Origin of the sequence: Sulfurospirillum sp. 1612 (assembly GCF_036556685.1) — a bacterium.
In the GTDB taxonomy this organism is placed as follows: domain Bacteria; phylum Campylobacterota; class Campylobacteria; order Campylobacterales; family Sulfurospirillaceae; genus JAADIZ01.
Genome location: NZ_CP140614.1, coordinates 57,453 through 81,671, shown reverse-complemented (window position 1 = coordinate 81,671; position 24,219 = coordinate 57,453). Strand labels below are relative to the sequence as shown.

Below are 24,219 nucleotides of genomic sequence, written 5' to 3'. Positions count from 1 at the left end.
CATTTTCACTTATAAAGGACTTACTACTCATGAAAACTTCTGCTAGATTAGAAAATTTTCCTATCATGATGTTTGCCATCACGATGGGCTTATCCGGTTTGAGCATTGCCTATCAAAAAGCTGCTCATCTATTTCACTGTTCCTCATTGATACCAAGTATACTAGTCGCTTTGACTACGATTACGTTTATAGCCATATCTTTAACATATGCTACAAAATTCATCATGTATCGCCAAGAGGTTAAAAAAGAATTTACCCACCCTGTTAGGGTCAACTTCTTTGCTGCTTTTTCTATCACGCTACTGTTGATGTCTATCATGTATCAAGAGTTAAACACAACAGCCTCTGTCGCCCTTTGGTGGGTAGGAATGGTACTACAAGCATTTTTGACATTCTATACGATTAGTTTCTGGATTAACCATTCATTAGAGATTCAACACTCAAACCCAGCATGGTTTATTCCTATTGTTGGTAATGTCGTCGTGCCTATTGGGGGCATCGGTATTGTCAATCATAATTTTTTAATGTACTTTTTCTCCATAGGTATTTTATTTTGGATTATTCTTTTTACCATTATTTTGAATCGCATTATCTTTCATAATCAGTTAGCCAAAAAGTTTATGCCGACACTTTTTATCTTCATAGCGCCTCCTGCAGTTGGAGTCATCTCGTATGTTAAATTGACCGGTCACTTTGATCTATTTGCTAGTTTTTTATTTAATATAGGGTTATTTTTTACATTTTTACTTGTATTTATGTATAAGAATTTTATGAAATTAGAATTCTTCATATCATGGTGGGCTTTCACCTTTCCTCTCACCGCCATGACCATTGCTACGATTCTCTCCTATCACACCACGAAGTCGCCTTTTTGCTATTATTTAGCCATCGGGTTACTCATCGTATCGACGATAGTTGTCTCATTTGTAGCGTATAAGACCATCTGTCATATGTTAAAAAAAGAAATTTGTGTTATTGAGTAGGGAGTTTGAATATTATCAGATTTTAGAGGCTTAAAAGCCTCTAAAATTAAAGTGCTGCTTTAGCTTGCTTTACGACGCTTGCGAATCCCTCAGGATCACTGACTGCCATATTTGCTAAAATTTTTCTATCAAGTTGGATGTTTGCTTTGTTCAAAGCATTGATAAAGCGAGAATAACTAATATCATTTAATCTACAAGCTGCATTGATTCTGGTAATCCAGAGTCTTCTGAAATCTCTTTTCTTGTTTTTTCTATCTCTGTATGCATATACGAGACTTCTCTCAAGCTGCTCTTTCGCTTTTCTAAAATGTTTTCTTCTACCGCTGTAGAAACCTTTTGCCAGTTTGAGTATTTTTTTGTGTCTTCTTCTTCTGACTACGCCAGTCTTCACTCTTGCCATTTTGTCTCCTTGACCTTATTCATTGGTGTCCCATTTGGGAACTTGCCCTCTTTCATGAGGGGAACGTGCAATTATAAATCAACTCATGAGATAATCTCATCAAGTCAAAAACTCTGTTATTTTTTTCCTAGCATCAATTTTACTGCTGATACATCACGGCTATCTACAGTTTTCGCTTCTTTAAGACCACGCATTCTTTTCGTAGCTTTTTTAGTCAAGATATGACTTCTATAAGCTGCGCCTCGTTTGATCTTATTCTTACTAGACTTGAAACGTTTAGCTGCACCGCGTACCGTTTTCATTTTCGGCATGCAAACTCCTTGAAAAATTTCAGGCATATCAAATGCCTATGGTGTAAGTCGAAGATTTTACCTTAAAGTATCTTAAGAAACCGTAAAAGAGAAATAAAACTTTATTTTTTAGGGACGACCATCATATTAATATAGCGTCCTTCTAACATCGGAGCTTTCTCTCTCATGCCGATATCTTCTACCATCGGCCATACTTTTTCTAAAACTGCTTTACCGGCATCAGGATTTGAGATCTCTCGGCCACGCAAAAATACTCGAAATTTCACATGCTTGCCCTCTTCTAAGAATTCTCTTGCATGTTTTATTTTGTAATTAATGTCATTTTGAGCTATTTTTATAGAGAGTTTAATTTCTTTGACTTCTATAGTTTTTTGCTTTTTCTTGGCCTCTTTTTTCTTCTTCTCTTCTTGATATCTGAACTTTCCGTAGTCCATGATCTTGCAGACAGGGGGCTTTGCATCCGGAGCTATCAGAACTAAGTCTAAACCTAATTCTTCGGATTTGCGCAATGCATCTTGTCTTGAGATGATTCCGTATTGCGTTCCATCATCACCGATGCACCTTACCTCGCTGGCCCGAATCTCATGGTTGAGCATTATATCTTTGTCTTTACTCAAAAGTGTACCTCACTCAGTTTCTCCTTCATTGTTGATATTAGTTCCTCTATTGTTAAATTATACTGTTTTCTATCTCTTCTATCTCTTAAAGCCACACTATTGTTGGCAATTTCTTCATCACCGATTACTAAAATCATCGGAACACGCATTTTTTCAGCGTTTCGAATCCGTTTATTTAAGCTCTCATTTTTCGACAAAATTTCTGTATCAATATCAATTTCCAACATTTTTTTCGAAATTTCTTTCGCATAGGCGACGTGGTTTTCTGATATTGGAATGATGACCGCCTGTGTCGGTGCTACGAAAAATGGTAACTCACCGGCTGTATGTTCAATCAAAATACCAATAAATCGCTCAAATGATCCCAAAATCGCACGGTGTAACATGACCGGTCTTTTGTGTTCATTATTTGCATCAATATACGAGAGGTCAAAACGATCTGGCAGATTGTAATCTACTTGTATCGTAGAACATTGCCATTTTCGCTTTAGTGCATCTAAGATTTTTACGTCAATTTTCGGACCATAAAATGCTCCACCACCCTCATCAATGCCATACGCGATATTATGTTCATCAAGTGCATCTTTGAGCCCTTGAGTCGCAGCTTCCCAAAAAGCATCATCTCCGATTGCTTTCTCCGGTTTTGTGGAGATTTCGATCTCATACTCAAATCCAAAGCTCTTCATGATATCATCAACAAAGCCTAACATTTCAATAACGCTATCTTTGATTTGCTCAGGCGTACAAAAGACATGCGCATCATCTTGCGTGAATTCTCGAACTCTAAAAAGTCCGTGCATGACACCGCTCATCTCGTGGCGATGCACGACACCGTATTCAAAAAACTTCAGTGGTAAATCACGATAGCTTCTCACATCATTTTGAAACACTTTGATGTGTCCCACGCAGTTCATCGGTTTGAGTCCATATTCAGAGCCGTCAATCTCGGTAAAGTACATATTTTCACCATAATTATCATAGTGTCCACTGGTCTTCCAGGCATCTGCTTTTAATATCTCCGGACCACGTACGGGCTGATACCCTCGTACACGATGCGCTTTAAAAAGTCTTTGTTCAATTTTACTACGCAAGCGACTTCCATTGGGTAACCAAATCGGAAGCCCTGCCCCCACCTCTTCATCAAAAGTGAAAAGTTTGAGTTCGGTTCCAAGTTTCCTATGGTCGCGTTTCTTGGCCTCTTCAATCATCGTCATATACGCTTTAAGGCTCTCTTTGTCAGCAAAAGCCGTCCCGTAAATTCGAGTCAGCATCTCTCTGTTTTCATCACCACCCAAATAAGCACCCGCTACACGAGTGAGTTTAAAAAATCTCAAATATCTTGTATCTGGTAGATGTGGCCCGCGGCATAAATCTTCAAAGTCACCTTGTTTATAGATAGAAACTTCGCCATCAGGAATGCGAAGCAATACCTCTTGTTTCAAGTCATCATCAGCAAATCTAGCAGCAACTTCAGCCTTGGTGCTGTTGATTTTTTCGATTTTCATATTTTTCTTGGCAAGTTCTTGCATCTTTTTTTCAATCGCTTTTAAATCAGCGTCGCTAATTTTTTCTTGAATACGAAAATCATAATAAAATCCATCCTCAATAACAGGACCTACAAAAAATTGTGCATCTTTGTATATCTCTTTTATTGCTTGCGCCATCAAATGGGCACAAGAGTGGCGGATTACCTCTAAAGAATCATCCGAATTGTCAAATAAAATTTCTTTGGAATTGGGTATTTCTTGGGGATTGATACTCTGAGTATCGACTAGATTTTGCCCTTTTTTGTAGGCAATAACCTCATTTTGCATTGTTATCCTTTACTAATAGAACTCCCATACAGTGGAAGAACAAAATTTTCAATTAAATGAATTTTTATTGGGTGTCATCACTTCAAAACATCATATTGTGAATTTATGAGAAAACCAATTAAATTGCCATTATATAGAAATATAACTTATAATAATCTTGATAACATAAAAAAGAGTATTTTGGTGTTTTTTATTTTTATTGCATCTATTTAAAAGTAGTTTTATATTATAAGTATGGTGGCCACGAGAGGACTTGAACCTCCGACCACTACCATGTCAAGGTAGTGCTCTACCAGCTGAGCTACGCGACCATTTTTTTTGGGTGGATAGAATAATACTCAAAAATGGCATAAATTCTTCTTAAAGCATCAATAAATTGAAGGTAAATAACGTGTCAAAAATGGAATAAATGTAATCAACAACAAATCAACGATCATGACGAGCAAAAACGGAACGATCGCTTTGGAGATTTCCAAGATTTTACTCTGCGCAATGGTACCAGAGACTATCAAACAAATACCCAGTGGTGGTGTGAGCATACCAATAGCTAGGTTTGTAACAATCATGACGCCATAAGTCAACGGATCGATTCCTAAACTATTTAATAGAGGGGTGATAACCGGGACAAACAAAATCAATGCAGCGGTTGTCTCGACAAAGGTACCCATCACCAACAAGAAAAGATTGATAAAAATCAATAAAATGTATTTATTATGGCTGATCATCATGAAGGTATCGCTGAGTAACTCTTGGATATTGTTCATCGACAAGTACCAGGAAAAAACTGTCGCAATAGAGATGATGATGAGAATAATAGCACTGGTGTTGATCGCATAGACGGTAGATTTATAGACTTTTTTCCAGCTGAGCTCTTTATAGATAAATTTGCTCACAACAAATGCATACACAACCGCAACGGCCGCAGATTCTGTCGCGGTGAACAAACCACCCAAAATACCACCGACGACGATAAAAGGGATGCCTAGCGCTAAAAGGGCATCTTTAAAAGCGGATTTGAACTTGAGTACATCAAAGCTTTTATGATCATTGTCAATATCAAGATGTCGTGTTTTAAAAACCACTAATAAAATCAAAGACACACCGATTAAAACACCCGGTAAGATTCCAGCTAAGAACAGTTTTCCAACAGACACATTAGCAATAAAAGCGAAAATAATCATCGGAATACTCGGCGGAATAATCACCCCGATGGAGCCTCCTGTTGCGATAATCGAAGCGGCAAAATTTTTGTTGTATCCTTTTTTCTTCATCGGAGGAATCAAGACCGAACCCACAGCAGCGGTATCAGCAGCAGCTGAGCCTGAGACTCCAGCAAAAAGCATGCTTGAGAGGATGGAAGTAATCGCCAGCCCTCCCCTAAAATGTCCTACTAAAGATTCAGAAAAATCGACCAATCTTTTGGACATACCCCCTTGGTCCATAAAACTGCCTGCTAACATGAACAAAGGTACCGCGAGGAGTACATATGAATTCACCCCATCGAACATCTTTTGTGCAATCATAAAAAGAGGCTGATTAGAAGAGAAAAAGGCTGCCGTAGTGGCAAGACCTATCGACAAAAATACCGGTATCGATAGCACAATCAATACGATAAGCAACAAGATTAATAAAAGCATTATTTTTTCACACACTCCCGGATGATGTCATCGATGCAGTATAAAATCCATATGCAAGCAGAGAGGGGCAATGCCGCAAAAGGATAAGCAAAAGGAATCTCTAGTGTTGCTGTTTTTTGCATCAAGAAAAGTGGCAAAAGCTTTAGTGACCCCATCAAAACCAAAATCCAGAAGAAGATAAATAATCCTCCAATAAGCATCTCAATATATTTTTTATTTTTATGGGAGAGCGCCCCTAAGATAATATCAATGCGAATGTGAGATTTGTGTTTGTGTGCCATCGTCGCACCCAAAAACACGATATAAACCAACATATACCGAGCCACTTCATTGGACCAATAAATCGAATCATTTAAAACATAGCGATAAAAAACACTCACGCTCAAAAGTATCGACAATAAAATCATCAACGCCACGACAAGCAGACTAATCTGCTTGTCTATGATCGTATTGATGCGTGAGATTATCTGAGAAATTTTCAACATATTATTGCGCTAAAATCATATCCAAATATTTTTTTGCATCGCCTCGATACTGTTTTTTCAAAGGCATGACTTTTTCTTTAAAAGATGCAAGATCAGGATGTTCATCAACAATCATGCCATTCTTTTTAAGATCAGCCAAAAAGTAGTTGGCCTTGTCACGATTCAATTTTCGCTCATAAATTGAAGCTTCTTTGGTGGCTTCAAAAAAGAGAGTTTGGTATTTTTTCGGTAACGCATCGTAAAATTGTTTACTTCCCACAAAGACAAGTGCAGAATAGACATGTCGTGTCAAGGTGAGGTATTTTTGTACTTCATATAATTTATACTGATCAATTACCGCAAGAGGATTTTCTTGTCCATCAATCACATGTTGAGAGAGTTGGGTATAAATTGGCCAAGGCATAGGGGTTGGATTCGCACCGATATCTTTCCATATTGCGATATGAAGTTGTGAGTTCATGACACGGATTTTCAAACCTTTCACATCGGCTGCTGTATGGATAGGACGCTTAGAATTTGTGATGTTACGGAATCCATTTTCTAAGAAATGGTATCCAATCAAATTAGCAGATTGAAATTGTCCAAGGATGTCTTGTCCAATTTTTCCATCCAATATCTTATCGACTTTAGCATAGCTATCGAAGATAAAAGGAAATCCAATCGCTTTGATTGCGGGGATAAATTTATCCATAGGACCGGCGGTGATAACACCCATCTGCAATGCATTGAGTTGTAATTGTTGCAAAATACTCGTCTCATTTCCGACCGAACTAGAATGATGGATTTTGACCTGAATATCTCCACCACTTCTTTTTTCTACGATTTGTTTAAATTTCTCCGCAGCTTTATAATGAAAAGAGTTGGGTGTCGTTACGATACCAAGATTGACAACATAGCCTTTGGCAAACACGCCAACAGGCAAGAGACATAACAATGCAATTTTATAGAAAGTTTTTTTCATCCGTTATCCTTTTACTTAATATTTTTAGAGCTTAAATTCTACCATAAAAATCATACTTTGTTTGTTTTTTGAAGTTTTCTCTCTTTATACATTATAAAAAGGATTAAAACAATCGCCACATCTATCATGACATCAGCAAAATTAAAGACAGCAAACTCAAACCATTGATGCCAAAAAACATAATCCACCACCCCTTGATGGATAAACCGGTCATAAAGATTACTGCATCCAGCACCATAGATAATACCGATGGGGAGAAAAAACTTCGCAAACAATTCTTTCTCAAACCACAGGTAGAGACTCAACCCTATAAATAAAACAATCTGCAAATACTTTAGATACTCTTCCAAAAAGGCCAACATCGAAAATGCCACCCCTTTATTATAAACCAATATCAAAGAAAAATACGACCCCTCCCACCTAAAACCATCGATAAAAAGGGATTTGATGTATTGGTCTATCACAAAAATTGCGATAAAGACTAAAAAGAAAATAAAGAGGCGCTTAGCCATTGAGGACATTTTTCAAAAATCCATAAAGTGTTTCCATGTGAGACTCAAGCACCTTTTGGTCTTTACCTTCAAGCAAGATACGCAGCAAATTCTCTGTACCAGAATAGCGTACTAAAACACGAATACCATCAGCTTCTATTGTTTTAATCATAGCACTATAACCACTGATTTTAGCAAGTGGAATTTTTTCACTGACAATTAGATTGCGTTGCAATTGTGGATACAGCGTAAAAGGGTTAAAGAGTTTACTAATCGGTTCTTTATCGCGCAAATAGCAAGCCATCACCGCCAAAGAAGAGATGAGGGCATCTCCGGTTTTAACAAAATCTGACAAGATGATATGACCGCTTTGCTCACCACCAAAATTCAACCCCTCTTGATTGAGGATTTCAAGCACATATTTATCACCCACACTAGAGCGCTTCAATTCAATCTCATGCGCTTTTAGGTAATCCTCCAACGCTTTATTGCTCATCACAGTCGCACACATACAAGAATGTTTCAATAAATCTTGAGAATCAAGATACGTGGCTAATTTACCCAATAATTTGTCGCCATCCACAATATCACCATTTTCATCGACCACGACTAAACGATCAGCATCACCATCAAAAGCAAATCCAATATCAGCGCGAAGTTTACGCACCTCTTCTCCTAGCGTCTCTGGATGCATCGCACCACAGTTTAGGTTGATATTGCTACCGCTTGGAGTATTATTGATGACCACGACATCTGCACCCAATTCAGAAAAGATAGTCGGAGCAACTTTATAAGCCGCGCCATTGGCAGTATCTAAGACTACCCGAATCCCTTGCAGAGTGAGATTTTTAGGAAAAGAGTTTTTGATATGCACAATGTATCGACCAATCACATCATCAACACGCTTTGAGCGTCCGATTTCAAATTCTGTTTTTTGATTTTCTTCAATCAATGCTTCATCAAAATAAATTTTCTCAATAGCCGCTTCTGCTTTTTCGTCCAGTTTATTGCCAAAGGAATCAAAAAATTTGATGCCATTATCAAAATAAGGATTATGCGAGGCACTGATCATAATACCAGCATCACAACGCATGTCTTCTGTCAAAAATGATATCGCAGGAGTCGGCATCGGGCCGATTTGTCTGACATCATATCCTACCGCCGTAAGTCCTGAAACGATAGCATTTTCAATCATATAACCACTTCGTCTTGTATCTTTTCCGATTAAAAATCGATTGGTGATTGAGTTTTCTCTAAAGTAAATACCTGCGGCCATCGCCAATCGCATCGCCATTTGTGCATTGAGTTTTTTTCCCGCTCTTCCTCTGACGCCATCCGTTCCAAAAAGTTTCATATTTTCATATCCTAAATTTTTATAAAATTGTATCACAAAATAAATAATTATAAATAATAATCGATTTTTTTTGCTTTTCTTGTCGCTTTTCACTCTTTTATCCCAAATACTTCATAAAAATACGCTTAAAATAAGTTAGCTTTAATTTTAAATTGTGTATAATCTGTGCCTAAATTTTAAATGAAAGGCTAATACATGGCAGATCATAAGTCAGCGGAAAAGCGTATTAGACAGACTAAGAAGAGAACAGAAAGAAATAGATTTTATAAAACTAGAATTAAAAATCTTACTAGAGCTCTTAGAGAAGCAGTAGAAGCAGGCGATAAAGCAGCAGCTACAGAAGCATTGAAAAATGTTAACAAAAGCTTCCATTCTTATGCATCAAAAGGTATTTTAAAACAAAATACTGCAGCACGACGTGTAAGTAGATTATCCAAACTAGTCAATACGCTCAATAGTGCCGCTTAAATTGCGGCCTACCTCTCTCAGTTTCATATGCTAAAAGATAAATTACAACCATTTCTCGACCGTTATGATGAAATAACCAAACTCCTCAGTGAGCCTGATATTTCTCAAGATATCAAAAAGATGACGGCACTTTCAAAAGAACAATCTAGACTTGAAGAGATCAAAGGATTGGCTGAGAATTATATCAGCACAATCGATGGTATCGAAGAGAATAAACAATTGCTTGAAGATAGTGAATTAGCAGAATTGGCAAAAGAGGAACTGAAAGAATTAGAAATAACCAAAGAAAAATTAGAAGAAGACATTAAAGTCGCGCTACTCCCGGTTGATCCCAATGATGATAAAAATATATTTCTTGAGATTCGTGCCGGAACGGGTGGCGATGAAGCTGCAATCTTTGTGGCAGATCTTTTTAAATCTTACATGAGATATGCTGAACTCAAGGGCTGGAAAACAGAAATTGTCAGTTCTAGCGAGGGTGTTTTGAACGGATACAAGGAGATTATCGCCCTGATTAAAGGCGATAATGTATATTCCAAATTGAAGTTTGAAGGGGGCGTTCATAGAGTCCAACGTGTTCCGCTTACGGAATCGCAAGGACGGGTTCATACCTCTGCTATCACCGTAGCGGTGATGCCTGAAGTCGATGATGTTGAAATCGAAATTAATCCTAATGATCTTAAAATTGATGTCATGAGATCTTCTGGAAACGGCGGACAATCTGTCAATACTACCGATAGTGCCGTGAGAATTACTCACCTGCCAAGCGGTTTGGTTGTGGTCAATCAAGATGGAAAATCTCAGCACAAAAACAAAGATGCCGCGATGAAGATTCTCAAAGCCAGATTATACGATTTGACGCTACAAGAACAAAACAGTACCGAGAGTGAGAAAAGAAAACTTCAAGTAGGATCTGGTGATCGAAGTGCTAGAATCCGAACCTACAACTATCCACAAAACCGTATTACTGACCATCGTGTGGGCTTAACACTGTACCGATTAGATGCGATTATGGAAGGGGGTCTTTTTGATGAAATTATCGACGTGCTCATTACCCACTATCAAGCAGAATCCATCAAAGCCGCTGGCTTATAAGCATCATAATACAATAAATTTTCATCTCGAATCAATCCTACTAAAATCTTAATATATTTTTCTCGCAATTGTGAATACATCAGCATCGTTTTGGCTGCTGCAATACCATTGAAATCTTTATGCTCTTGTCGATACTTAAGACGCTTATCACGAAAAGACTGATACGCAAGATTGCGATTTAGATTGAGCATGTAAGCATTAACAGAACGTTGCAAACTAGCAAAAATTCTGATGCGATGGGTTTTGCCCTCTTCTCTGCCCGCTGGAATTAATCCCACTCCGGTGTACGTCCAGTGTCCAAAGATATTATTCGCTTCTCGGACAAACCGACTCTTGCCCCACCCACTCTCAACTGAGGCTTGTGCTAGCGCCAATGAGACAGGAACAACATCAATGCGTTTTAGATATTGGCGTCTATCAAATAAATTTTTAATACGATATTTACGAGAGAGACGCAACAGTTTGCTAAGATTTTTAGATGGTAAATCTCGAAATCCCGTCTTAATGGCCTCATCAAAAAATTTCTTAACAAACTGTCGCTCCACCACGATGAGATGGTTACTTTTCTTAATCAGGGGTAACATAATTTTGATAAATTCTCTTTTTTGTCGCTCACCACTCTTCATTTTATAATAATAATCTGGCAATCCAGAACCAAAGGATTTGAGAACAAAAAGTCCAACAATCAAAATTTTAAAGTGCATCAATACTCGTGTCAAACACTTTTGACACCTTTCCTTTGAAATAGAGTTGCCCCTCTTCGATTCTGAGTGCTAACTCTTCGTTGCTACGAGGATATACTTTGATTTTATCTGGGATATTTCCTTGATCATAAGCGCTACGAAAACACGCGGCCATCCCTGTACCACAAGCCAAAGTCTCCCCCTCTACTCCTCGTTCATAAGTGCGCACCAACAGGCCTTTTGGCGTAATGGAAGCAAAATTCACATTGGCATTATGTTCATAACGTAGCTTTGATGCCAAGGTCAGATCAAAATCATCAAGATTTTCAGTAAAAGTCACAAGATGAGGAACACCCGTATCATAAAAATACCACGTTTTCCCCTCATACACAAAGGGCTCACGCAGTTTTTTACTCGCACTCAATTGAGTCTCTACGATATCCCCTTCAACGGATGAGCGAATCACTCCCGCTTGTGTCAAAAAGCTCATATTAGCAGGAGCTAGACCATTTTGAAACGCATAATGCGCACACGCACGGGTTCCATTCCCACACATGGCGGCCATACTGCCATCACTATTGTAAAACTGCCATTGGAAATCATACGTTTCATGAGGGAGCACCACAATCAAGCCATCGGCGCCTACGCCACTTTGTCGGTGACACAATCTCCTAGCAAGGGCACTACGGTCTTCTTGCTTGAAGGTATGAAATATCACAAAATCATTGCCACTGGCATTATATTTAGATACGTGCATCTAAAAACTCCATAAATTTTTTTGTTTCTTTTGTTACATGTGCAAAATCAAGCGAATTATCAATCACAAAATCTGCTCTTTTCTTTTTTTCTTCAATGTCGATTTGACTCTCGATACGCATCAGTGCATCGTCTTCACACATTCCATCTCGTGCCATTAATCTCTTAATCTGCAATGACTTAGGACAAAACACCACCGCCACAATCTCAGCATCATAATGTCCACTTTCAAAATAGAGAGGAATATCGACGAGATACTTCGCCTTTTTCTCTTCGAGTTTTTCTACATCATGATAGATTTGTTGACGAATCAAAGGATGAATGTAGGCATTGAGCTTCTCTTTTTCTTTTGGATTAGCAAATATCAATGCACCCAAAGCTTTGCGATCCACCGTGCCATTTTTAATATAAGCGCTGCCGAAAATATCGCCAATCACTTCAGGATTAATAAGATTTCTTGCAATACGATCTGCATCTACAATCAAATAACCATTTTCTTTGAGTATTTTACAAACCGTAGATTTTCCAGAGGCAATCGAGCCCGTTATCACAATCATTTCATCACCTTTATAGTCATTTTAACATAGTTTTGCTAAAATTATTTAAAATATAACATGAGGATTCACATGAGTACCATCAGCTATAAAGAGGCCGGAGTCGATATTGATGCCGGAGCGGCATTTGTAGAAAATATCAAACCTTTGGTAAAAGCCACGTTTGATCGCAATGTTTTGGGCGGAATCGGTTCATTTGCAGGGGCATACGAATTGCCAACAGGATATAAAAAACCTGTCTTGCTCGGAGCTACCGATGGCGTCGGAACAAAATTAAAACTCGCCATAGACTCAGGGAAATTTGATACGGTTGGCATCGACCTCGTTGCCATGTGTGTGAATGATCTCATCTGCAACTTTGGTACCCCGATGTTCTTTTTGGACTATTATGCTACGAGTCAATTAAATATCGAAGAATCCACCGCAGTGGTAGCGGGTATTTCTCAAGGGTGCATCCAATCAGAATCTGCGCTCATTGGTGGTGAAACAGCTGAAATGCCAGGGATGTATACACCAAAAGATTTTGATCTTGCCGGATTTGCTGTGGGTATGGCAGAGAAAGATGAACTCAACAGACTTCCTCATGTAAAAAGCGGTGATATCTTAATCGCCCTACCAAGTTCGGGTATTCACTCAAACGGTTTTTCTCTTGTAAGAAAACTGTTTTTTGAAAAACTTGACTATCATTTTGATACTTTAGTTGATGGCAAACCACTGATTGATATCCTTTTAGAACCAACCCGTATTTATGTCAAACTCTTTAAAAAGCTAAAAGATAAAATCAATGCCCTTGCGCACATCACCGGCGGTGGTATTGTGGAGAACCTTCCACGGGTTTTGCCAGAAAATCTACAGGCTATCGTACACAAAGATAAGATTAAACTCTTGCCTATATTTGAGCTTATGTCGCAACATATAGAAGAGGCTGAAATGTACCGCACCTTTAATATGGGGGTTGGCATGATTTTAGTCGTTGATCCTAAAAATGTTGATTTTATATTGCAAAATAGTGATGGTTATGTCATCGGAGAGTTACAAGAGGGGCCAAAAGAAGCGAAGATTATCTAATGTCAATCATCTATATTTTCTCCAAGCTTTTCACCTATCTTTTGTTGCCACCGGGCATCTTTATCATCGCACTCTTTGTAGCAGCATGGTATGCTAAAAGATTTCAAACGCTTCTTTTATCATTGGCATTAACCTTCTATTTGTTAAGCAATTCCTTTGTCGCTGATGCGATGTTGAAATCCTTAGAAGCTCCGTACAATAAGGCACCCATGAAAGCAAAAAACATCGATGCGGTTGTCGTACTTGCTGGGGGAAGTGTGAGCAATAGTACTAATTTTCCACTCGGCACTGATGCTTTTAAAAGAGCACTGTGGGGGCTGTCTCTTGCTAAAGCACAAAATCTCCCCTTACTCTTTAGTGGGGGCGGATTGGACCACAACAATAGCGAATCAAAAGCTTTTTTACAAAGTGTCCAAGAATTGAATCACTCTCTTGATCTTACCATTCCAATCTCAGATAGGCTTATTCCAGGATATTTTAATGTTAGTGTTGAAGATAAAAGTCTCGATACGATGCAAAATGCACGCTTCTCCAAAGCAATCTTTGATAAAGCCGGTATTCAGAAACCACTGATTTATCTGGTGACTTCGGCTTATCACATGAGGCGCGCGATGATACTGTATCACCATGTTGGCTTTCGCGTGATTCCAGCAGCCACAGATATCAAAATAGGAGATTCCCCTAGAACTGTTTGGGATTATTTTCCGAATATGAGCGCATTGAGACACAGTTATCTTGCCCTGCATGAATACTTTGGAATCTTAAGTCTCGCACTGAGAAATGAAATATAAAGGAGGACCTACTAATGGCAGAAATTAAAAAACAAAAACGTGTTGTCATTTTTACAGCTCCAGGATGTAGCTGGTGCAGCACCGCAAAACAATATCTTAAAAAGAAAGAGATTAAATTTAAAACAATCGATATCAGTAAAGACCCCGATGCCGCCAAAGATTGCAAACGACATGGCTGCACCGGAGTACCGGTTTTATTGATCGGATCGCGTTGGATCTGTGGATTTGATAAAGCAAAGATCGATCAAGAATTAAAAAAATAACGCTATCATGATACAAGAGATATTCTGCTCTTGTGATATTTTGATAAATAAAAAGGTGCGCCGCTAAAGTATGCTAGCACCTTTTTTTTGAACGAACCCCCACAAAAGAGACCTGAGTATCAAGATGATGCTACATCGTCTTATAATCACACTCATGACGTCGATAACAAAACAGATACCATCTCGCGCTTCGAAGTTTTAAAACGGACTCTTTTTGCTACCAAAAATTGCTATTTTTTCTTATTTTGCTTAATTTTTTCAAGCCATTCTTGTAATGTTTTTTCAAACCCTATCCCTGATGTTTCATAAAAATGTAGTGGCTTGGGTAGATAAGATTGTGCGACCCATCCGCCAAAATCATGAGGATATTGATATGCTTTGGAGCCTAGTTTTGTCAAGTGCTTGGGAACCTCCAGCCTTTTTTCATTTTTTACATAATCCAAAGCTTGATTAATCGCCAAATAGGCACTGTTTGATTTTGGAGAAGCAGCAAGATAGACAATGGTTTGCGCCAAAATAATCCGGGCTTCAGGGAAACCGATTTTACTCACACTTTGCAAGCAACTATTGGCAAGATTGAGCGCATTAGGATTGGCATTTCCAATATCTTCACTGGCCAATATCACCAAACGCCTTGCGATAAAATCAGCACTTTCTCCGCCATCAATCAAGCGGGCGAGATAGTAAATACTCGCATCCACATCACTGCCTCTGACACTCTTAATCATAGCGCTAATAAGGTCATAATGGGTATTACTCGAACTCACACCATCTTTGAGGGCATTAGGTCGGAGCGCTTTTAGGGTTTTTAGATCCACACACCTATCCACTTTGAGAGCGAATTCTAATAGATTCAGCATAGAACGCACATCTCCAGCAGATGAATCAATCAAATAGGCTTTGGCATCGGGTTTGATTTCAAAATCAATCTTTTGATGAATCATCTCCAATACGCGTTCTAAATCCTTCGCTTCCAGAGAGAAAAATTCAAACAAAGAAGATCGCGACCGGATACCACTGGTCAATGTAAAATAGGGGTTTTCAGTAGAAGCCCCGATGATAATAGCCTCGTGATTTTCCATAGGCAGAAGTAGGGCTTCTTGTTGTGTTTTTGAAAGGCGGTGTACCTCATCAATAAAAATCAAAGGCTTCAATAAAGCATTGCGATGATTTGCCAAAATTTTCCGAATATCTTCCAGCTTGAAATTGGTCGCATCCAACTCAAAAAAGGGGAGTTCCATACTCTTGGCAACAATCTTTGCTAGCGTTGTTTTTCCCACGCCTGCGGGACCAAAAAATATAGAATGGGACAGACTCTTTTTTTCCAACAGTTTTCGAAATGGCGCATCAGGAGCACAGAGATGCTGCTGTCCACACATCTCTTCTATATGAGAGGGACGATATGCTAAAGAAAAGTTATTGATCACGCTTTTCACTTTTGGAATAGGCCAAATAATCCCTGAGATTATCATATTCACTAGCCGTTAAAAATCGGTGTTTTCCCGGTTTGAGGGCATCAAGGTCTATCTTGCCATAACTCACTCTTTTTAATCCAACAACTTCGGCATCAAAATATCCAAAGAAACGTCGTAATTCTCGGTTTTTCCCTTCATTGATAACGACTTTGATGGTAGAGTAGGTTGGGGTGTTTTTTATGATACGATACCCCACAAATGGGGCAAACTCCATCGAATGCACTTTACTCATCTCATGACCGCCCTTGCTGGCATCTTCGAGAAATAATCCTTCTTTCATGGCCGTTTGCATGTGCTCAGTAACCGGGCCTTTAATCTTGACATAATAGATACGCTCTAAATCTCCATGCATCAACGCAGAGACGATATCAGGAGCATCACTGAGCAGCAATAACCCCTCACTGGTAAAATCCAATCGTCCTACGCTCATAAAGTGTGCAAATTTTGAGGGGAGGGTATCATAAATCGTTTTTCTTCCTCTATCATCTTTTTTACTCACCAATTCGCCTTTTTGTTTATGATAGACAATCACTGAGTATTTGGTTTTTTGGTAGAGACTTCTGCCTTTGAGTTTGATTTTATTATCAAAGGTCACTTTTGTTGACAAGTCTGTGACAACAACACCATCAACACTCACCGCACCTTCTTGTATCAGTTTGTCCGCCTCTCTCCTGGAATACTTCGTATTGTGGGATATCATTTTATTGAGTCGGATAGGCTTCATCATTTGATACCTGCTTCGATAAGGTCATGAATATGTAAGGTCCCGATGAGTCTATTGTCATCATCGACAATCGCGAGCAATTGAATTTTATACGACTCAACAAGGGCAAGCGCATCACTAGCTAGTAAATTGTCCCCTTGGAGTGTTTTTGGATTTTTGGTTGCATACGAGAGGGCGAGGGCTTCAATCGAAAAATCATCACGCATCAATGCCCGTCTTAAATCCCCATCACTCAATATAGCAAGTAGGCGTTGTTGGTCATCAACAATCATGACATTACCCAATCGTCCCTCACTCATCACGACAATAGCCTCTTTGAGACTGGTTTTGGCATTGACAATAGGGAGTTCATCCTTTTTCATCAAATCTTTGACTTTAATAAAAAGTTGCTTGCCTAAACTACCCCCGGGATGAAACGATGCGAAATCTTCTTTTTGAAAATTTTTCTTCTTCATGAGACACACCGCAAGGGCATCTCCCATCGCTAAAGTCAATGTAGTAGACGTAGTAGGGGCAGCCCCAAGAGGACACGCCTCTTTAGAGACATCGATGGACAAAAATATATCACCATATTTGCCTAAAGAAGAATTTTTTGTTCGTGCCATAGCGATTAAAGGGACATCAAATCGTTTGACATGCGGCAATATTTTGATCAATTCATCACTCTCACCACTGTAACTAATCGCCAATACCGCATCATTTTTATCAATCATTCCCAAATCACCATGCAAAGCCTCAGTAGGATGAATAAAAAAGCTGCTGGTTCCAGTACTGGCAAATGTTGCAGCGATTTTCGCGCCAATCAACCCACTTTTACCCACACCGGTTACGATGAGTTTGCCTTTAATATGACTAATTAGCTCGACCGCTTTTTCCATCTCCGCATCAATTTTGACGGCGGCATCTAACAACTCTTTTGCTTCCAATTTCAAGACATCTTGTGCAATCTCTATAAAGTTCATGATACTCTGCCTTACATTACAAATATGGTCGGAACGATTGTAGGATATTTTTTCATTTTTCTATAAATATGTTTTCTCACTACTTGTCGTAACTCATTCTCAAGTGCTCTTTTATTTTCAAAAAGTTCTTTTTTAGCATTGATAGTAAACTGGTCAATCACCCCTTCCATCTCGAGTGAAAATTTTCTATCATCTTTATCCGAAACCAATCCATAACTGGCTACTTTTGGTCTACTGCTCAATTTAAACTCTTTTCCATCCACCTGTGCGATAATCATCACCAAACCAGAATCGGCCATCTTTTGTCGATCCATCACGACATCATTGGCTATTTTTTCGTTTAATTGATTATCAACAAAGACTTTACCCGTTTTGACCGTCTTGACCTTTTTCATGTATTTTGGACACACTTCGATTTGATCGCCATCGCTCATTAATAATATATTTTTAGATGAAACGCCACAGCTTATTGCGGTATCACGATGTTTGGCAATATGATTATATTCACCATGAACCGGTAAGAAAAATTTTGGTTTCACCAAACGCAACATCAGTTTTTGTTCTTCTTGTGCGGCGTGACCACTGACATGAATCTCACTAAAATCCTGATAAGCAACACTTGCCCCACTTTTAATCAAAAAGTTTAGCACTTTTGAGACGCTGGCCTCATTGCCAGGAATGGCTTTAGCTGAGATGATAATCTGGTCACTTGGCTTAATCTTGATATGGCGATGTTCATCTGTCGCCATTCTATAAAGCGCGGCCATTGTCTCACCTTGACTCCCTGTTGTGACAATCAAAACACTCTTATCTGGGTGTTTATTGACTTCATGAGGATCAATAAAAATACTTTTTTCTAAGTTAATATAGCCAAAATCAATCGCCGTAAAGAGGTTGCGTTCCATTGATCTTCCGATGACACACACTTTTCTTCCATGTTTGATACCATATTCAATCGCTTGATACACTCTATGGATATTTGAAGAGAACGTGGACATAATCACCCGTCCCTTGGCTTTTGAGAATATATAATCAAACGTTTTGCCGACGGTATTTTCACTTCTAGTAATCCCTTCTTTATGGGAATTAGTACTATCACTGAGCAAGCAAAGCACGCCTTTTTCACCATAGGCAGCAAAACGATGAAGATCCGTAGGATACCCATCAATTGGCGTATGATCAATCTTGAAATCTCCGGTATGGATGATGGTACCTGCTTCTGTAGTAATCGCCAAAGAAGAGGCATCGATAATAGAGTGGGTAATATGCATCCATTCGACTTGAATATCTCCGATTTTGATCTTTTGTCTTTTTTGAATTGGTCTGAAATATTTTCGGTACTCTTTCAGTCCATGCTCTTCAAATTTATTGGATATCATACCCAGTGGCAGAGGTGTGGCATAGATTGGAAATTGCATCTCTTTAAAAAGATACGGCACAGCACCAATATGATCTTCATGAGCATGAGTAATCACTACCCCTTTGATCTTTTTACGAATTTGTCGCAAATAGGTAAAATCGGGTATTAAAATATCTACACCATGCATATCTTCGCTTGGGAAACTCATCCCTACATCCACGATAATAGCACTCATATCTGTCTCAATCACCGTGATATTTCCACCAATCTCACCCAATCCACCTAATGGTGTGATTTTGACTTTCGCCTTTGTATTCAAATCAAAATGATGAAATCGCTCAAGTCGCTCTTTGTGCATTTTATGATTGAGATCTATTGATTTTTTGATATCAAGTTGCCATTTGTCATTGCCACCTATCACACTAGGCTGATTTTTGGCACTTTTTGAAGATCGTGCATTGCGATTGGGGTTGGATCTTTTTTTGTGATTTTGTTGTGTTTGACCTGTCGTATTGCGTTTTGCGGCAGGTTGGGTTTGCCCTGCATTGTGTTTTTTTGCAGGAGCCTGTTGTTTTTCGCTTACTTCATTGGGCGTGTTTGTTGTCTTCTTTTCCATTATTTACCTTAATTTTTAGGAGTTCCCTAAATAAATTAAGATGATCGTTAACACAGAGTTGATGAGGTCTAAAATTTGCCGGAATATTATACTCTTCCAACAAATCTAAAGCTTTCGTTTTATCATAAACAGCAGATATATTCTTAATCCAAGTTTTCCGAGGACTTGCAAAGGCCACTCTTAGATATCTTTTAAATTGCTTAAAATCTGAAATACTGTCAAATAAAGAGTCTTGTTTTTGATAAAATTCTTTATTCTTTTTTATGCTTATAATAGACGAGATTACTTTGGGAGGAGGCTCAAATGAGCTCTGATCCACATCAAATAATATTGTTACTTTTGCTATACTTTGAGAAAGTATCGATAAAGAGCTGAATTCCTTCGTATTGGGCTTAGCTGAAAATTTTAGTGCGACCTCTTTTTGTATCATGACAAGCAAAGATTGGCACATGGGATCTTCTAATGCTTCTAGTATTATCTTGGTTGCAATATAATATGGTAAATTTGCAACCAAGTCATACGGCTGGTCTTCTAATGAGCCTTTTTCAAAGCACTCTAAGACATCAGCCTCTACTAATTTTAGCCTATTTTCTTCTATCTCTTTGTGAAATTTTTTTCTCAAATGAACGCATAAGTCTTTATCGACCTCATATGCTATCAAGGATTTTTCTCTTAATAACTCTTGCGTCAAATCACCTAAGCCAGGTCCAATTTCAACCACGTTTCGGTTAGTGTTGGACATCGATTGGATGATCTTGTTTAATACGGTGCTATCTTTCAAAAAATTTTGACCAAACCTTTTTTTAGCCTCTATCAATATTAAACCACCTTTAAATTTACTTCATTTTATCTTTATTTTGCTTATATTAGTATTATTAATAGATATTTACAAACATTCCCCTCATGATACCTCCTTCTCGTAACGTTAATTTTAATTTTTTATGTTAAAATCTTTCCCTCTATAATTTTAAGCGAGTAGGAGCTTTTTTGAAAAAATTTTTAGTTATCATGATGGGTCTTCTTAGTGTGACATATGCCCAAACAACCCAAAATAGCTTTAGGACAAGTTATCAAAACCTCCATCTAGATAACGAAGATTTAGGACTTTTTGAAACAAGTTATTTATTTAATTTTTGCAACTATTATGGCAATTGTATCTACACAGGCGCAAGTGTATATTCTGCAGTATCAGGGAAACGGGGAGGATTTTTTGTCAGTGGTTTATCTGGGGGATATCAATACAAATTTCATAAATTCATCTGGGATAGTGGTTTCTTCTTAGGCGGAGGAGGGGGCGGAGCAGCTCCTCAGGGAAGTGGCTTCATGATAAAAGCACACACGGGCATCTCTTATAGGATGGGAGCTTTTGATTTGGGGCTCAATGTTAACCATATTGAGTTTCCAGATGGCAAAATAAAATCTAACCAAGTCGCACTACAATTGGCTTATAATTTCAAAGATATTTACCTCTTTAAAAAACCAGAAAACCTGAGCTATGATTTGAAACATGTCTATTTTGCACCTTTTGTGTTGAGATATTTCCCACGCTCTTCTAACAACACGCATCAAACCAAACAAGAATCATTCAATCTTATCGGCGCAGAGATTGGGCAGATTGACAACTCATATCTTTATTTTATGGAAGCCGGTGGCGCAATCAACGGCAGTAGTGATGGGTATGCGGAGTATTTTTTCGGTATGGGGAAGCAAATGGGACCCCTACAACTAAAAGCATCACTGGGTGCGGCAGGCGGGGGAAGTGTCAATACTGCTGGTGGCATGGCTTATAAAATAGGGCTTGCCACACAATTTCATAATTTTAAACTCCAAGGTGGTTATTACGGTACGTTTCAAGATACTTTCAAGGCCTATTATCTCTCTTTTGGATATGAAAAAAGATTTAATCTCGTCACAGCAGGAAATCATTATACTGGCGGAAATATCGATATCTCTCATTTTAAACTTAAAATTTACAACGAGCGCTACCTCAGCAGTGCTACTATACGCAAAAATTCTGATACCACACCTTTAGATAATCTGGCTTTTGATCTTGATTATCTCCTCAGTCACAACATCTTTGTCGGAATTACCGCATCAAGTGCTTATAGCGGTAATTCTGGTGGATATGCCACGGGGATGCTCAACGCAGGATACATTTATAATAGTACTATTTCACCCTTTATCAAGCTTTCTGTTGGTGCCGCAGGAGGAGGAAGTGTCGATGTAGGAGGGGGATTGATTGCCAAGGCAGAAGCCGGGGTAGAATTCAAAAATTTCTTTTTGGGAGCCGGACAAATCAAAGCCCTCAACGGCAACCTAAATGACACGTATCTCAATATCGGCGTGTTGTACAAATTTGGACGGGGCACAACACGCTGAGGGCATCAAAACATTGCTTACTTCTTGGGCTTGACTGCTAAGATACCCTGAGCCGCTCGGATACCTGAGGCCCACGCTGCTGTAATACCACGACTCGTCCCAGCCCCATCTCCGATGATATAATACCCCTCTTTTACTTTAAAATTTTCATCTAAAAAATGTGGCTTATTTGAGTAGGTTTTAATCTCTGGATAATAGATGATATTTGAGGGATGTAAAACACCTGGGACAATAGTATCTAGCATCTTGAGTGATTTCCATATATCACGCAATATCTTTGCAGGCATACTCAGAGATAAGTCTGCGGCTACGGCACTTTTAAGCGTTGGTTTAAAGTCATATAAATCATTATTAAACGTTTCAACCTTACTACGAGAGCCCAATCTAAAATCACCCACGCGCTGCATAATCACAGAACCGCCACTGAGTTGCATCACCATTTCCCCCAAGATTTTACCAAATTGCTGTCCGCTGACTACGGGTTCTGTGAGACGAATGGTCTTTAGGACTGCAAAATTTACAAGGTTATTTCTCTCATTTTCTTTTGATAAAGAGTGTCCATTGACCGAATAGTATCCTTTATACTTTTCACGGACAACATGAGCGCATCCGGAATTAGTGCAAAACGTCCGCACTTTATTGGGAAATAGGATTTTAGGATCATAATACTCTTTGACAATCGGATAATTTTCTTCTTTCATCTCAATTCTAATGCCGATATCTACGATATTATCGTTGTATGCAACACCAATATGGTCCATCTGTTCTTGCATCCAATCATAATCAGCCCGTCCGGGTGCTAAGATAATATTATTAAATCCAATGTGCCTACCATCGCTAAGAATGATTTTTTTGGACGTTTTTGACAATGCTTGTACTTCTGTTTCCAAAACGACATCTACTTGAAGTGTTCGGAGTTTTTGAAGTAAGTCACTGATGAGTTTCGAAGATTTATCAGTGCCGACATGTGCTTGGTCAATCATCAATATTTCCACATCAATCTTTTGCGCTCTTTTGACGTATTTGTCGATATTTTCTCGTCTTTCAATCGTAGGATTTAAGTGTTCTTTCACTTCCTCCATCAAGGCATCGGCATCTTCTTTTTTCCAGTGCTCCAGAGGGAATCCTACGGGATAAGTATAATTTTGTTTGCAATCATTACGAAGTCCACCGGAGCTTATTTTTTTCTTTTCTAGCAGTAACACCGATTGCTCGGAATTTTCTGCTATCTTAAAAGCCGCCCCCAAACCTGCTGGTCCAGAACCTACAATAATCACATCATAATTTGATTTTAATGTTACTGTTTTCATAATGCAAATTATAACCAAAATTTCCTTCTAATTTTTAAAATATCGACATCAATCATCTCCTTCTTTTTTTAATAATGATACCTAGTATCATTAATGCTTCAGATATTTATATTTTTTGTGTATAATCACAAATAAATAATATAAAGAAAATAACATGAAAAAGTATTATAAAGCAATTCAATCACCTATTGGGACTATTTATGCTATTGCCAATGCAACACATCTCTTAGCCTTGTTGATCAAAAGCACCAAGGAGGAGATGAATCTACAATTTGATAATCCCCTCCAAGAAGACAATACTATTTTAGTGCAAACACAACATCAACTCCATGAATATTTTGAGGGCAAGCGCACCACATTTGATATTCCACTCTTGCCACAGGGCACGCCATTTCAAAAAGCTGCTTGGGATGCCCTCATAAAGATACCCTACGGGAACACAATCAGCTATAAGACGCAAGCCTTATCCATCGGTAAGCCTAAAGCTATCAGAGCTATTGGTGGGGCAAATGGCGCCAATCCGATTCCCATTATCATTCCATGCCATCGTGTCATTGGGACGGGGGGTAAACTCACAGGCTATGCCAGTGGTTTAGAAATAAAAAAATATCTCTTAGATTTAGAAAATCAAACAATTCAGCGATAATTTTTCTACTTTTAGA

Annotated in this window: 26 protein-coding genes and 1 tRNA gene; 8 read left to right on the top strand and 19 right to left on the bottom strand. The window is 38.6% G+C overall.

The annotated features are described in order from the left end of the window. Positions 1-29: 29 nt before the first annotated feature. Positions 30-983 carry an SLAC1 anion channel family protein gene (locus SFB89_RS00405; RefSeq protein ID WP_331774982.1) on the top strand — a complete coding sequence of 318 codons (954 nt, stop codon included), beginning with the start codon at positions 30-32 and terminating at the stop codon, positions 981-983. A 46-nt stretch (positions 984-1,029) separates the two neighbouring features. Here SFB89_RS00405 and rplT read toward each other — a convergent pair whose 3' ends face one another. The 10 genes from rplT to glmM all read right to left on the bottom strand — a co-directional run bounded on the left by rplT (position 1,030) and on the right by glmM (position 9,053). Next, a complete protein-coding gene (gene rplT, locus SFB89_RS00400; protein WP_331774981.1) occupies positions 1,030-1,383 on the bottom strand; it encodes a 50S ribosomal protein L20 in 354 nt (117 codons plus the stop codon). A 116-nt stretch (positions 1,384-1,499) separates the two neighbouring features. Then, positions 1,500-1,694, bottom strand: a complete 195-nt coding sequence (rpmI, locus tag SFB89_RS00395) for a 50S ribosomal protein L35 (protein ID WP_331774980.1) — start codon at positions 1,692-1,694, stop codon at positions 1,500-1,502. 101 nt (positions 1,695-1,795) lie between these two features. Continuing rightward, positions 1,796-2,290, bottom strand: a complete 495-nt coding sequence (gene infC / locus SFB89_RS00390) for a translation initiation factor IF-3 (RefSeq protein ID WP_443082180.1) — start codon at positions 2,288-2,290, stop codon at positions 1,796-1,798. Positions 2,291-2,307: 17 nt separating this feature from the next. Further along, positions 2,308-4,125 (bottom strand): threonine--tRNA ligase, encoded by a 1,818-nt coding sequence (gene thrS / locus SFB89_RS00385; RefSeq protein WP_331774978.1) that lies wholly within the window; start codon positions 4,123-4,125, stop codon positions 2,308-2,310. A 235-nt stretch (positions 4,126-4,360) separates the two neighbouring features. After that, positions 4,361-4,436 (bottom strand) — tRNA-Val (locus SFB89_RS00380). A gap of 57 nt (positions 4,437-4,493) precedes the next feature. After that, complete coding sequence (locus SFB89_RS00375) at positions 4,494-5,762, bottom strand: TRAP transporter large permease (RefSeq protein WP_331774977.1); 1,269 nt, start codon at positions 5,760-5,762, stop codon at positions 4,494-4,496. Further along, on the bottom strand, positions 5,762-6,247 hold the full coding sequence (locus tag SFB89_RS00370) for a TRAP transporter small permease (RefSeq protein ID WP_331774976.1): 486 nt from the start codon (positions 6,245-6,247) through the stop codon (positions 5,762-5,764). The genes SFB89_RS00375 and SFB89_RS00370 overlap by 1 nt, the downstream gene beginning before the upstream one ends. Before the next feature lies 1 nt (position 6,248). Continuing rightward, positions 6,249-7,208 (bottom strand): TRAP transporter substrate-binding protein, encoded by a 960-nt coding sequence (locus SFB89_RS00365; protein ID WP_331774975.1) that lies wholly within the window; start codon positions 7,206-7,208, stop codon positions 6,249-6,251. 50 nt (positions 7,209-7,258) lie between these two features. Beyond that, on the bottom strand, positions 7,259-7,720 hold the full coding sequence (lspA, locus tag SFB89_RS00360) for a signal peptidase II (protein WP_331774974.1): 462 nt from the start codon (positions 7,718-7,720) through the stop codon (positions 7,259-7,261). After that, positions 7,713-9,053, bottom strand: coding sequence for a phosphoglucosamine mutase (gene glmM / locus SFB89_RS00355; RefSeq protein WP_331774973.1), 1,341 nt, complete (start codon positions 9,051-9,053; stop codon positions 7,713-7,715). Before glmM ends, lspA begins: the two co-directional genes overlap by 8 nt. Before the next feature lie 195 nt (positions 9,054-9,248). Here glmM and rpsT point away from each other — a divergent pair, with 195 nt between their 5' ends. Both rpsT and prfA read left to right on the top strand, forming a co-directional pair. Then, positions 9,249-9,521 carry a 30S ribosomal protein S20 gene (gene rpsT, locus SFB89_RS00350; RefSeq protein WP_331774972.1) on the top strand — a complete coding sequence of 91 codons (273 nt, stop codon included), beginning with the start codon at positions 9,249-9,251 and terminating at the stop codon, positions 9,519-9,521. Between the two features lie 27 nt (positions 9,522-9,548). After that, entirely contained in the window at positions 9,549-10,616 is a 1,068-nt protein-coding gene (gene prfA, locus SFB89_RS00345; protein WP_331774971.1) for a peptide chain release factor 1, read from the top strand. On the opposite strand, the gene SFB89_RS00340 is transcribed toward prfA, so the two are convergent. Genes SFB89_RS00340 through coaE form a run of 3 tightly spaced genes read right to left on the bottom strand, consistent with a single transcriptional unit; the run spans position 10,583 to position 12,612 of the window. After that, positions 10,583-11,335: a glucosaminidase domain-containing protein gene (locus tag SFB89_RS00340; RefSeq protein WP_331774970.1), complete on the bottom strand. Its 753-nt coding sequence runs from the start codon at positions 11,333-11,335 to the stop codon at positions 10,583-10,585. The genes prfA and SFB89_RS00340 overlap by 34 nt on opposite strands. Beyond that, positions 11,310-12,056, bottom strand: a complete 747-nt coding sequence (gene dapF, locus SFB89_RS00335; RefSeq protein ID WP_331774969.1) for a diaminopimelate epimerase — start codon at positions 12,054-12,056, stop codon at positions 11,310-11,312. Before dapF ends, SFB89_RS00340 begins: the two co-directional genes overlap by 26 nt. Further along, positions 12,043-12,612: a dephospho-CoA kinase gene (coaE, locus tag SFB89_RS00330; protein ID WP_331774968.1), complete on the bottom strand. Its 570-nt coding sequence runs from the start codon at positions 12,610-12,612 to the stop codon at positions 12,043-12,045. Before coaE ends, dapF begins: the two co-directional genes overlap by 14 nt. A 69-nt stretch (positions 12,613-12,681) precedes the next feature. On the opposite strand from coaE, the gene purM reads away from it, so the two are divergent. From purM to SFB89_RS00315, 3 genes are read left to right on the top strand one after another with little or no spacing between them, the layout of a single operon-like run. Then, the gene (purM, locus tag SFB89_RS00325; RefSeq protein WP_331774967.1) at positions 12,682-13,677 is read left to right on the top strand and encodes a phosphoribosylformylglycinamidine cyclo-ligase; all 996 of its coding nucleotides are present in this window, start codon (positions 12,682-12,684) and stop codon (positions 13,675-13,677) included. Then, positions 13,677-14,468 carry a YdcF family protein gene (locus SFB89_RS00320; protein ID WP_331774966.1) on the top strand — a complete coding sequence of 264 codons (792 nt, stop codon included), beginning with the start codon at positions 13,677-13,679 and terminating at the stop codon, positions 14,466-14,468. Before purM ends, SFB89_RS00320 begins: the two co-directional genes overlap by 1 nt. Positions 14,469-14,482: 14 nt before the next feature. Beyond that, the gene (locus tag SFB89_RS00315) at positions 14,483-14,731 is read left to right on the top strand and encodes a glutaredoxin family protein (protein WP_331774965.1); all 249 of its coding nucleotides are present in this window, start codon (positions 14,483-14,485) and stop codon (positions 14,729-14,731) included. Between the two features lie 230 nt (positions 14,732-14,961). Here the strand turns inward: SFB89_RS00315 and SFB89_RS00310 are convergent, their stop codons facing one another. The 5 genes from SFB89_RS00310 to rsmA are packed head-to-tail and all read right to left on the bottom strand — an operon-like array spanning position 14,962 to position 20,685. Then, positions 14,962-16,155, bottom strand: coding sequence for a replication-associated recombination protein A (locus tag SFB89_RS00310; RefSeq protein WP_331776024.1), 1,194 nt, complete (start codon positions 16,153-16,155; stop codon positions 14,962-14,964). Beyond that, positions 16,148-16,930 (bottom strand): pseudouridine synthase, encoded by a 783-nt coding sequence (locus SFB89_RS00305; RefSeq protein ID WP_331776023.1) that lies wholly within the window; start codon positions 16,928-16,930, stop codon positions 16,148-16,150. Before SFB89_RS00305 ends, SFB89_RS00310 begins: the two co-directional genes overlap by 8 nt. Next, positions 16,930-17,892: a KpsF/GutQ family sugar-phosphate isomerase gene (locus SFB89_RS00300; RefSeq protein ID WP_331774964.1), complete on the bottom strand. Its 963-nt coding sequence runs from the start codon at positions 17,890-17,892 to the stop codon at positions 16,930-16,932. The genes SFB89_RS00305 and SFB89_RS00300 overlap by 1 nt, the downstream gene beginning before the upstream one ends. Before the next feature lie 11 nt (positions 17,893-17,903). After that, entirely contained in the window at positions 17,904-19,868 is a 1,965-nt protein-coding gene (locus SFB89_RS00295) for a ribonuclease J (RefSeq protein ID WP_331774963.1), read from the bottom strand. Further along, entirely contained in the window at positions 19,837-20,685 is an 849-nt protein-coding gene (rsmA, locus tag SFB89_RS00290; protein ID WP_331774962.1) for a 16S rRNA (adenine(1518)-N(6)/adenine(1519)-N(6))-dimethyltransferase RsmA, read from the bottom strand. The genes SFB89_RS00295 and rsmA overlap by 32 nt, the downstream gene beginning before the upstream one ends. Positions 20,686-20,855: 170 nt before the next feature. Here rsmA and SFB89_RS00285 point away from each other — a divergent pair, with 170 nt between their 5' ends. Further along, complete coding sequence (locus tag SFB89_RS00285) at positions 20,856-22,247, top strand: hypothetical protein (RefSeq protein ID WP_331774961.1); 1,392 nt, start codon at positions 20,856-20,858, stop codon at positions 22,245-22,247. A gap of 17 nt (positions 22,248-22,264) precedes the next feature. Here SFB89_RS00285 and SFB89_RS00280 read toward each other — a convergent pair whose 3' ends face one another. Then, positions 22,265-23,557, bottom strand: coding sequence for an NAD(P)/FAD-dependent oxidoreductase (locus tag SFB89_RS00280; RefSeq protein ID WP_331774960.1), 1,293 nt, complete (start codon positions 23,555-23,557; stop codon positions 22,265-22,267). A gap of 154 nt (positions 23,558-23,711) precedes the next feature. Between SFB89_RS00280 and SFB89_RS00275 the strand changes: the two genes are divergently transcribed. Further along, on the top strand, positions 23,712-24,203 hold the full coding sequence (locus SFB89_RS00275; protein WP_331774959.1) for a methylated-DNA--[protein]-cysteine S-methyltransferase: 492 nt from the start codon (positions 23,712-23,714) through the stop codon (positions 24,201-24,203). Positions 24,204-24,219: the final 16 nt, after the last annotated feature.

Excerpts from the sequence above, each read along its gene's own strand:
- SFB89_RS00405 (WP_331774982.1), top strand. The coding sequence starts at position 30 with ATGAAAACTTCTGCTAGATTAGAAAATTTTCCTATCATGATGTTTGCC.
- rplT (WP_331774981.1), bottom strand. The coding sequence starts at position 1,383 with ATGGCAAGAGTGAAGACTGGCGTAGTCAGAAGAAGAAGACACAAAAAA.
- rpmI (WP_331774980.1), bottom strand. The coding sequence starts at position 1,694 with ATGCCGAAAATGAAAACGGTACGCGGTGCAGCTAAACGTTTCAAGTCT.
- infC (WP_443082180.1), bottom strand. The coding sequence starts at position 2,290 with ATGCTCAACCATGAGATTCGGGCCAGCGAGGTAAGGTGCATCGGTGAT.
- thrS (WP_331774978.1), bottom strand. The coding sequence starts at position 4,125 with ATGCAAAATGAGGTTATTGCCTACAAAAAAGGGCAAAATCTAGTCGAT.
- SFB89_RS00375 (WP_331774977.1), bottom strand. The coding sequence starts at position 5,762 with ATGCTTTTATTAATCTTGTTGCTTATCGTATTGATTGTGCTATCGATA.
- SFB89_RS00370 (WP_331774976.1), bottom strand. The coding sequence starts at position 6,247 with ATGTTGAAAATTTCTCAGATAATCTCACGCATCAATACGATCATAGAC.
- SFB89_RS00365 (WP_331774975.1), bottom strand. The coding sequence starts at position 7,208 with ATGAAAAAAACTTTCTATAAAATTGCATTGTTATGTCTCTTGCCTGTT.
- lspA (WP_331774974.1), bottom strand. The coding sequence starts at position 7,720 with ATGGCTAAGCGCCTCTTTATTTTCTTTTTAGTCTTTATCGCAATTTTT.
- glmM (WP_331774973.1), bottom strand. The coding sequence starts at position 9,053 with ATGAAACTTTTTGGAACGGATGGCGTCAGAGGAAGAGCGGGAAAAAAA.
- rpsT (WP_331774972.1), top strand. The coding sequence starts at position 9,249 with ATGGCAGATCATAAGTCAGCGGAAAAGCGTATTAGACAGACTAAGAAG.
- prfA (WP_331774971.1), top strand. The coding sequence starts at position 9,549 with ATGCTAAAAGATAAATTACAACCATTTCTCGACCGTTATGATGAAATA.
- dapF (WP_331774969.1), bottom strand. The coding sequence starts at position 12,056 with ATGCACGTATCTAAATATAATGCCAGTGGCAATGATTTTGTGATATTT.
- coaE (WP_331774968.1), bottom strand. The coding sequence starts at position 12,612 with ATGATTGTGATAACGGGCTCGATTGCCTCTGGAAAATCTACGGTTTGT.
- purM (WP_331774967.1), top strand. The coding sequence starts at position 12,682 with ATGAGTACCATCAGCTATAAAGAGGCCGGAGTCGATATTGATGCCGGA.
- SFB89_RS00320 (WP_331774966.1), top strand. The coding sequence starts at position 13,677 with ATGTCAATCATCTATATTTTCTCCAAGCTTTTCACCTATCTTTTGTTG.
- SFB89_RS00315 (WP_331774965.1), top strand. The coding sequence starts at position 14,483 with ATGGCAGAAATTAAAAAACAAAAACGTGTTGTCATTTTTACAGCTCCA.
- SFB89_RS00305 (WP_331776023.1), bottom strand. The coding sequence starts at position 16,930 with ATGAAGCCTATCCGACTCAATAAAATGATATCCCACAATACGAAGTAT.
- SFB89_RS00300 (WP_331774964.1), bottom strand. The coding sequence starts at position 17,892 with ATGAACTTTATAGAGATTGCACAAGATGTCTTGAAATTGGAAGCAAAA.
- SFB89_RS00295 (WP_331774963.1), bottom strand. The coding sequence starts at position 19,868 with ATGGAAAAGAAGACAACAAACACGCCCAATGAAGTAAGCGAAAAACAA.
- SFB89_RS00280 (WP_331774960.1), bottom strand. The coding sequence starts at position 23,557 with ATGAAAACAGTAACATTAAAATCAAATTATGATGTGATTATTGTAGGT.
- SFB89_RS00275 (WP_331774959.1), top strand. The coding sequence starts at position 23,712 with ATGAAAAAGTATTATAAAGCAATTCAATCACCTATTGGGACTATTTAT.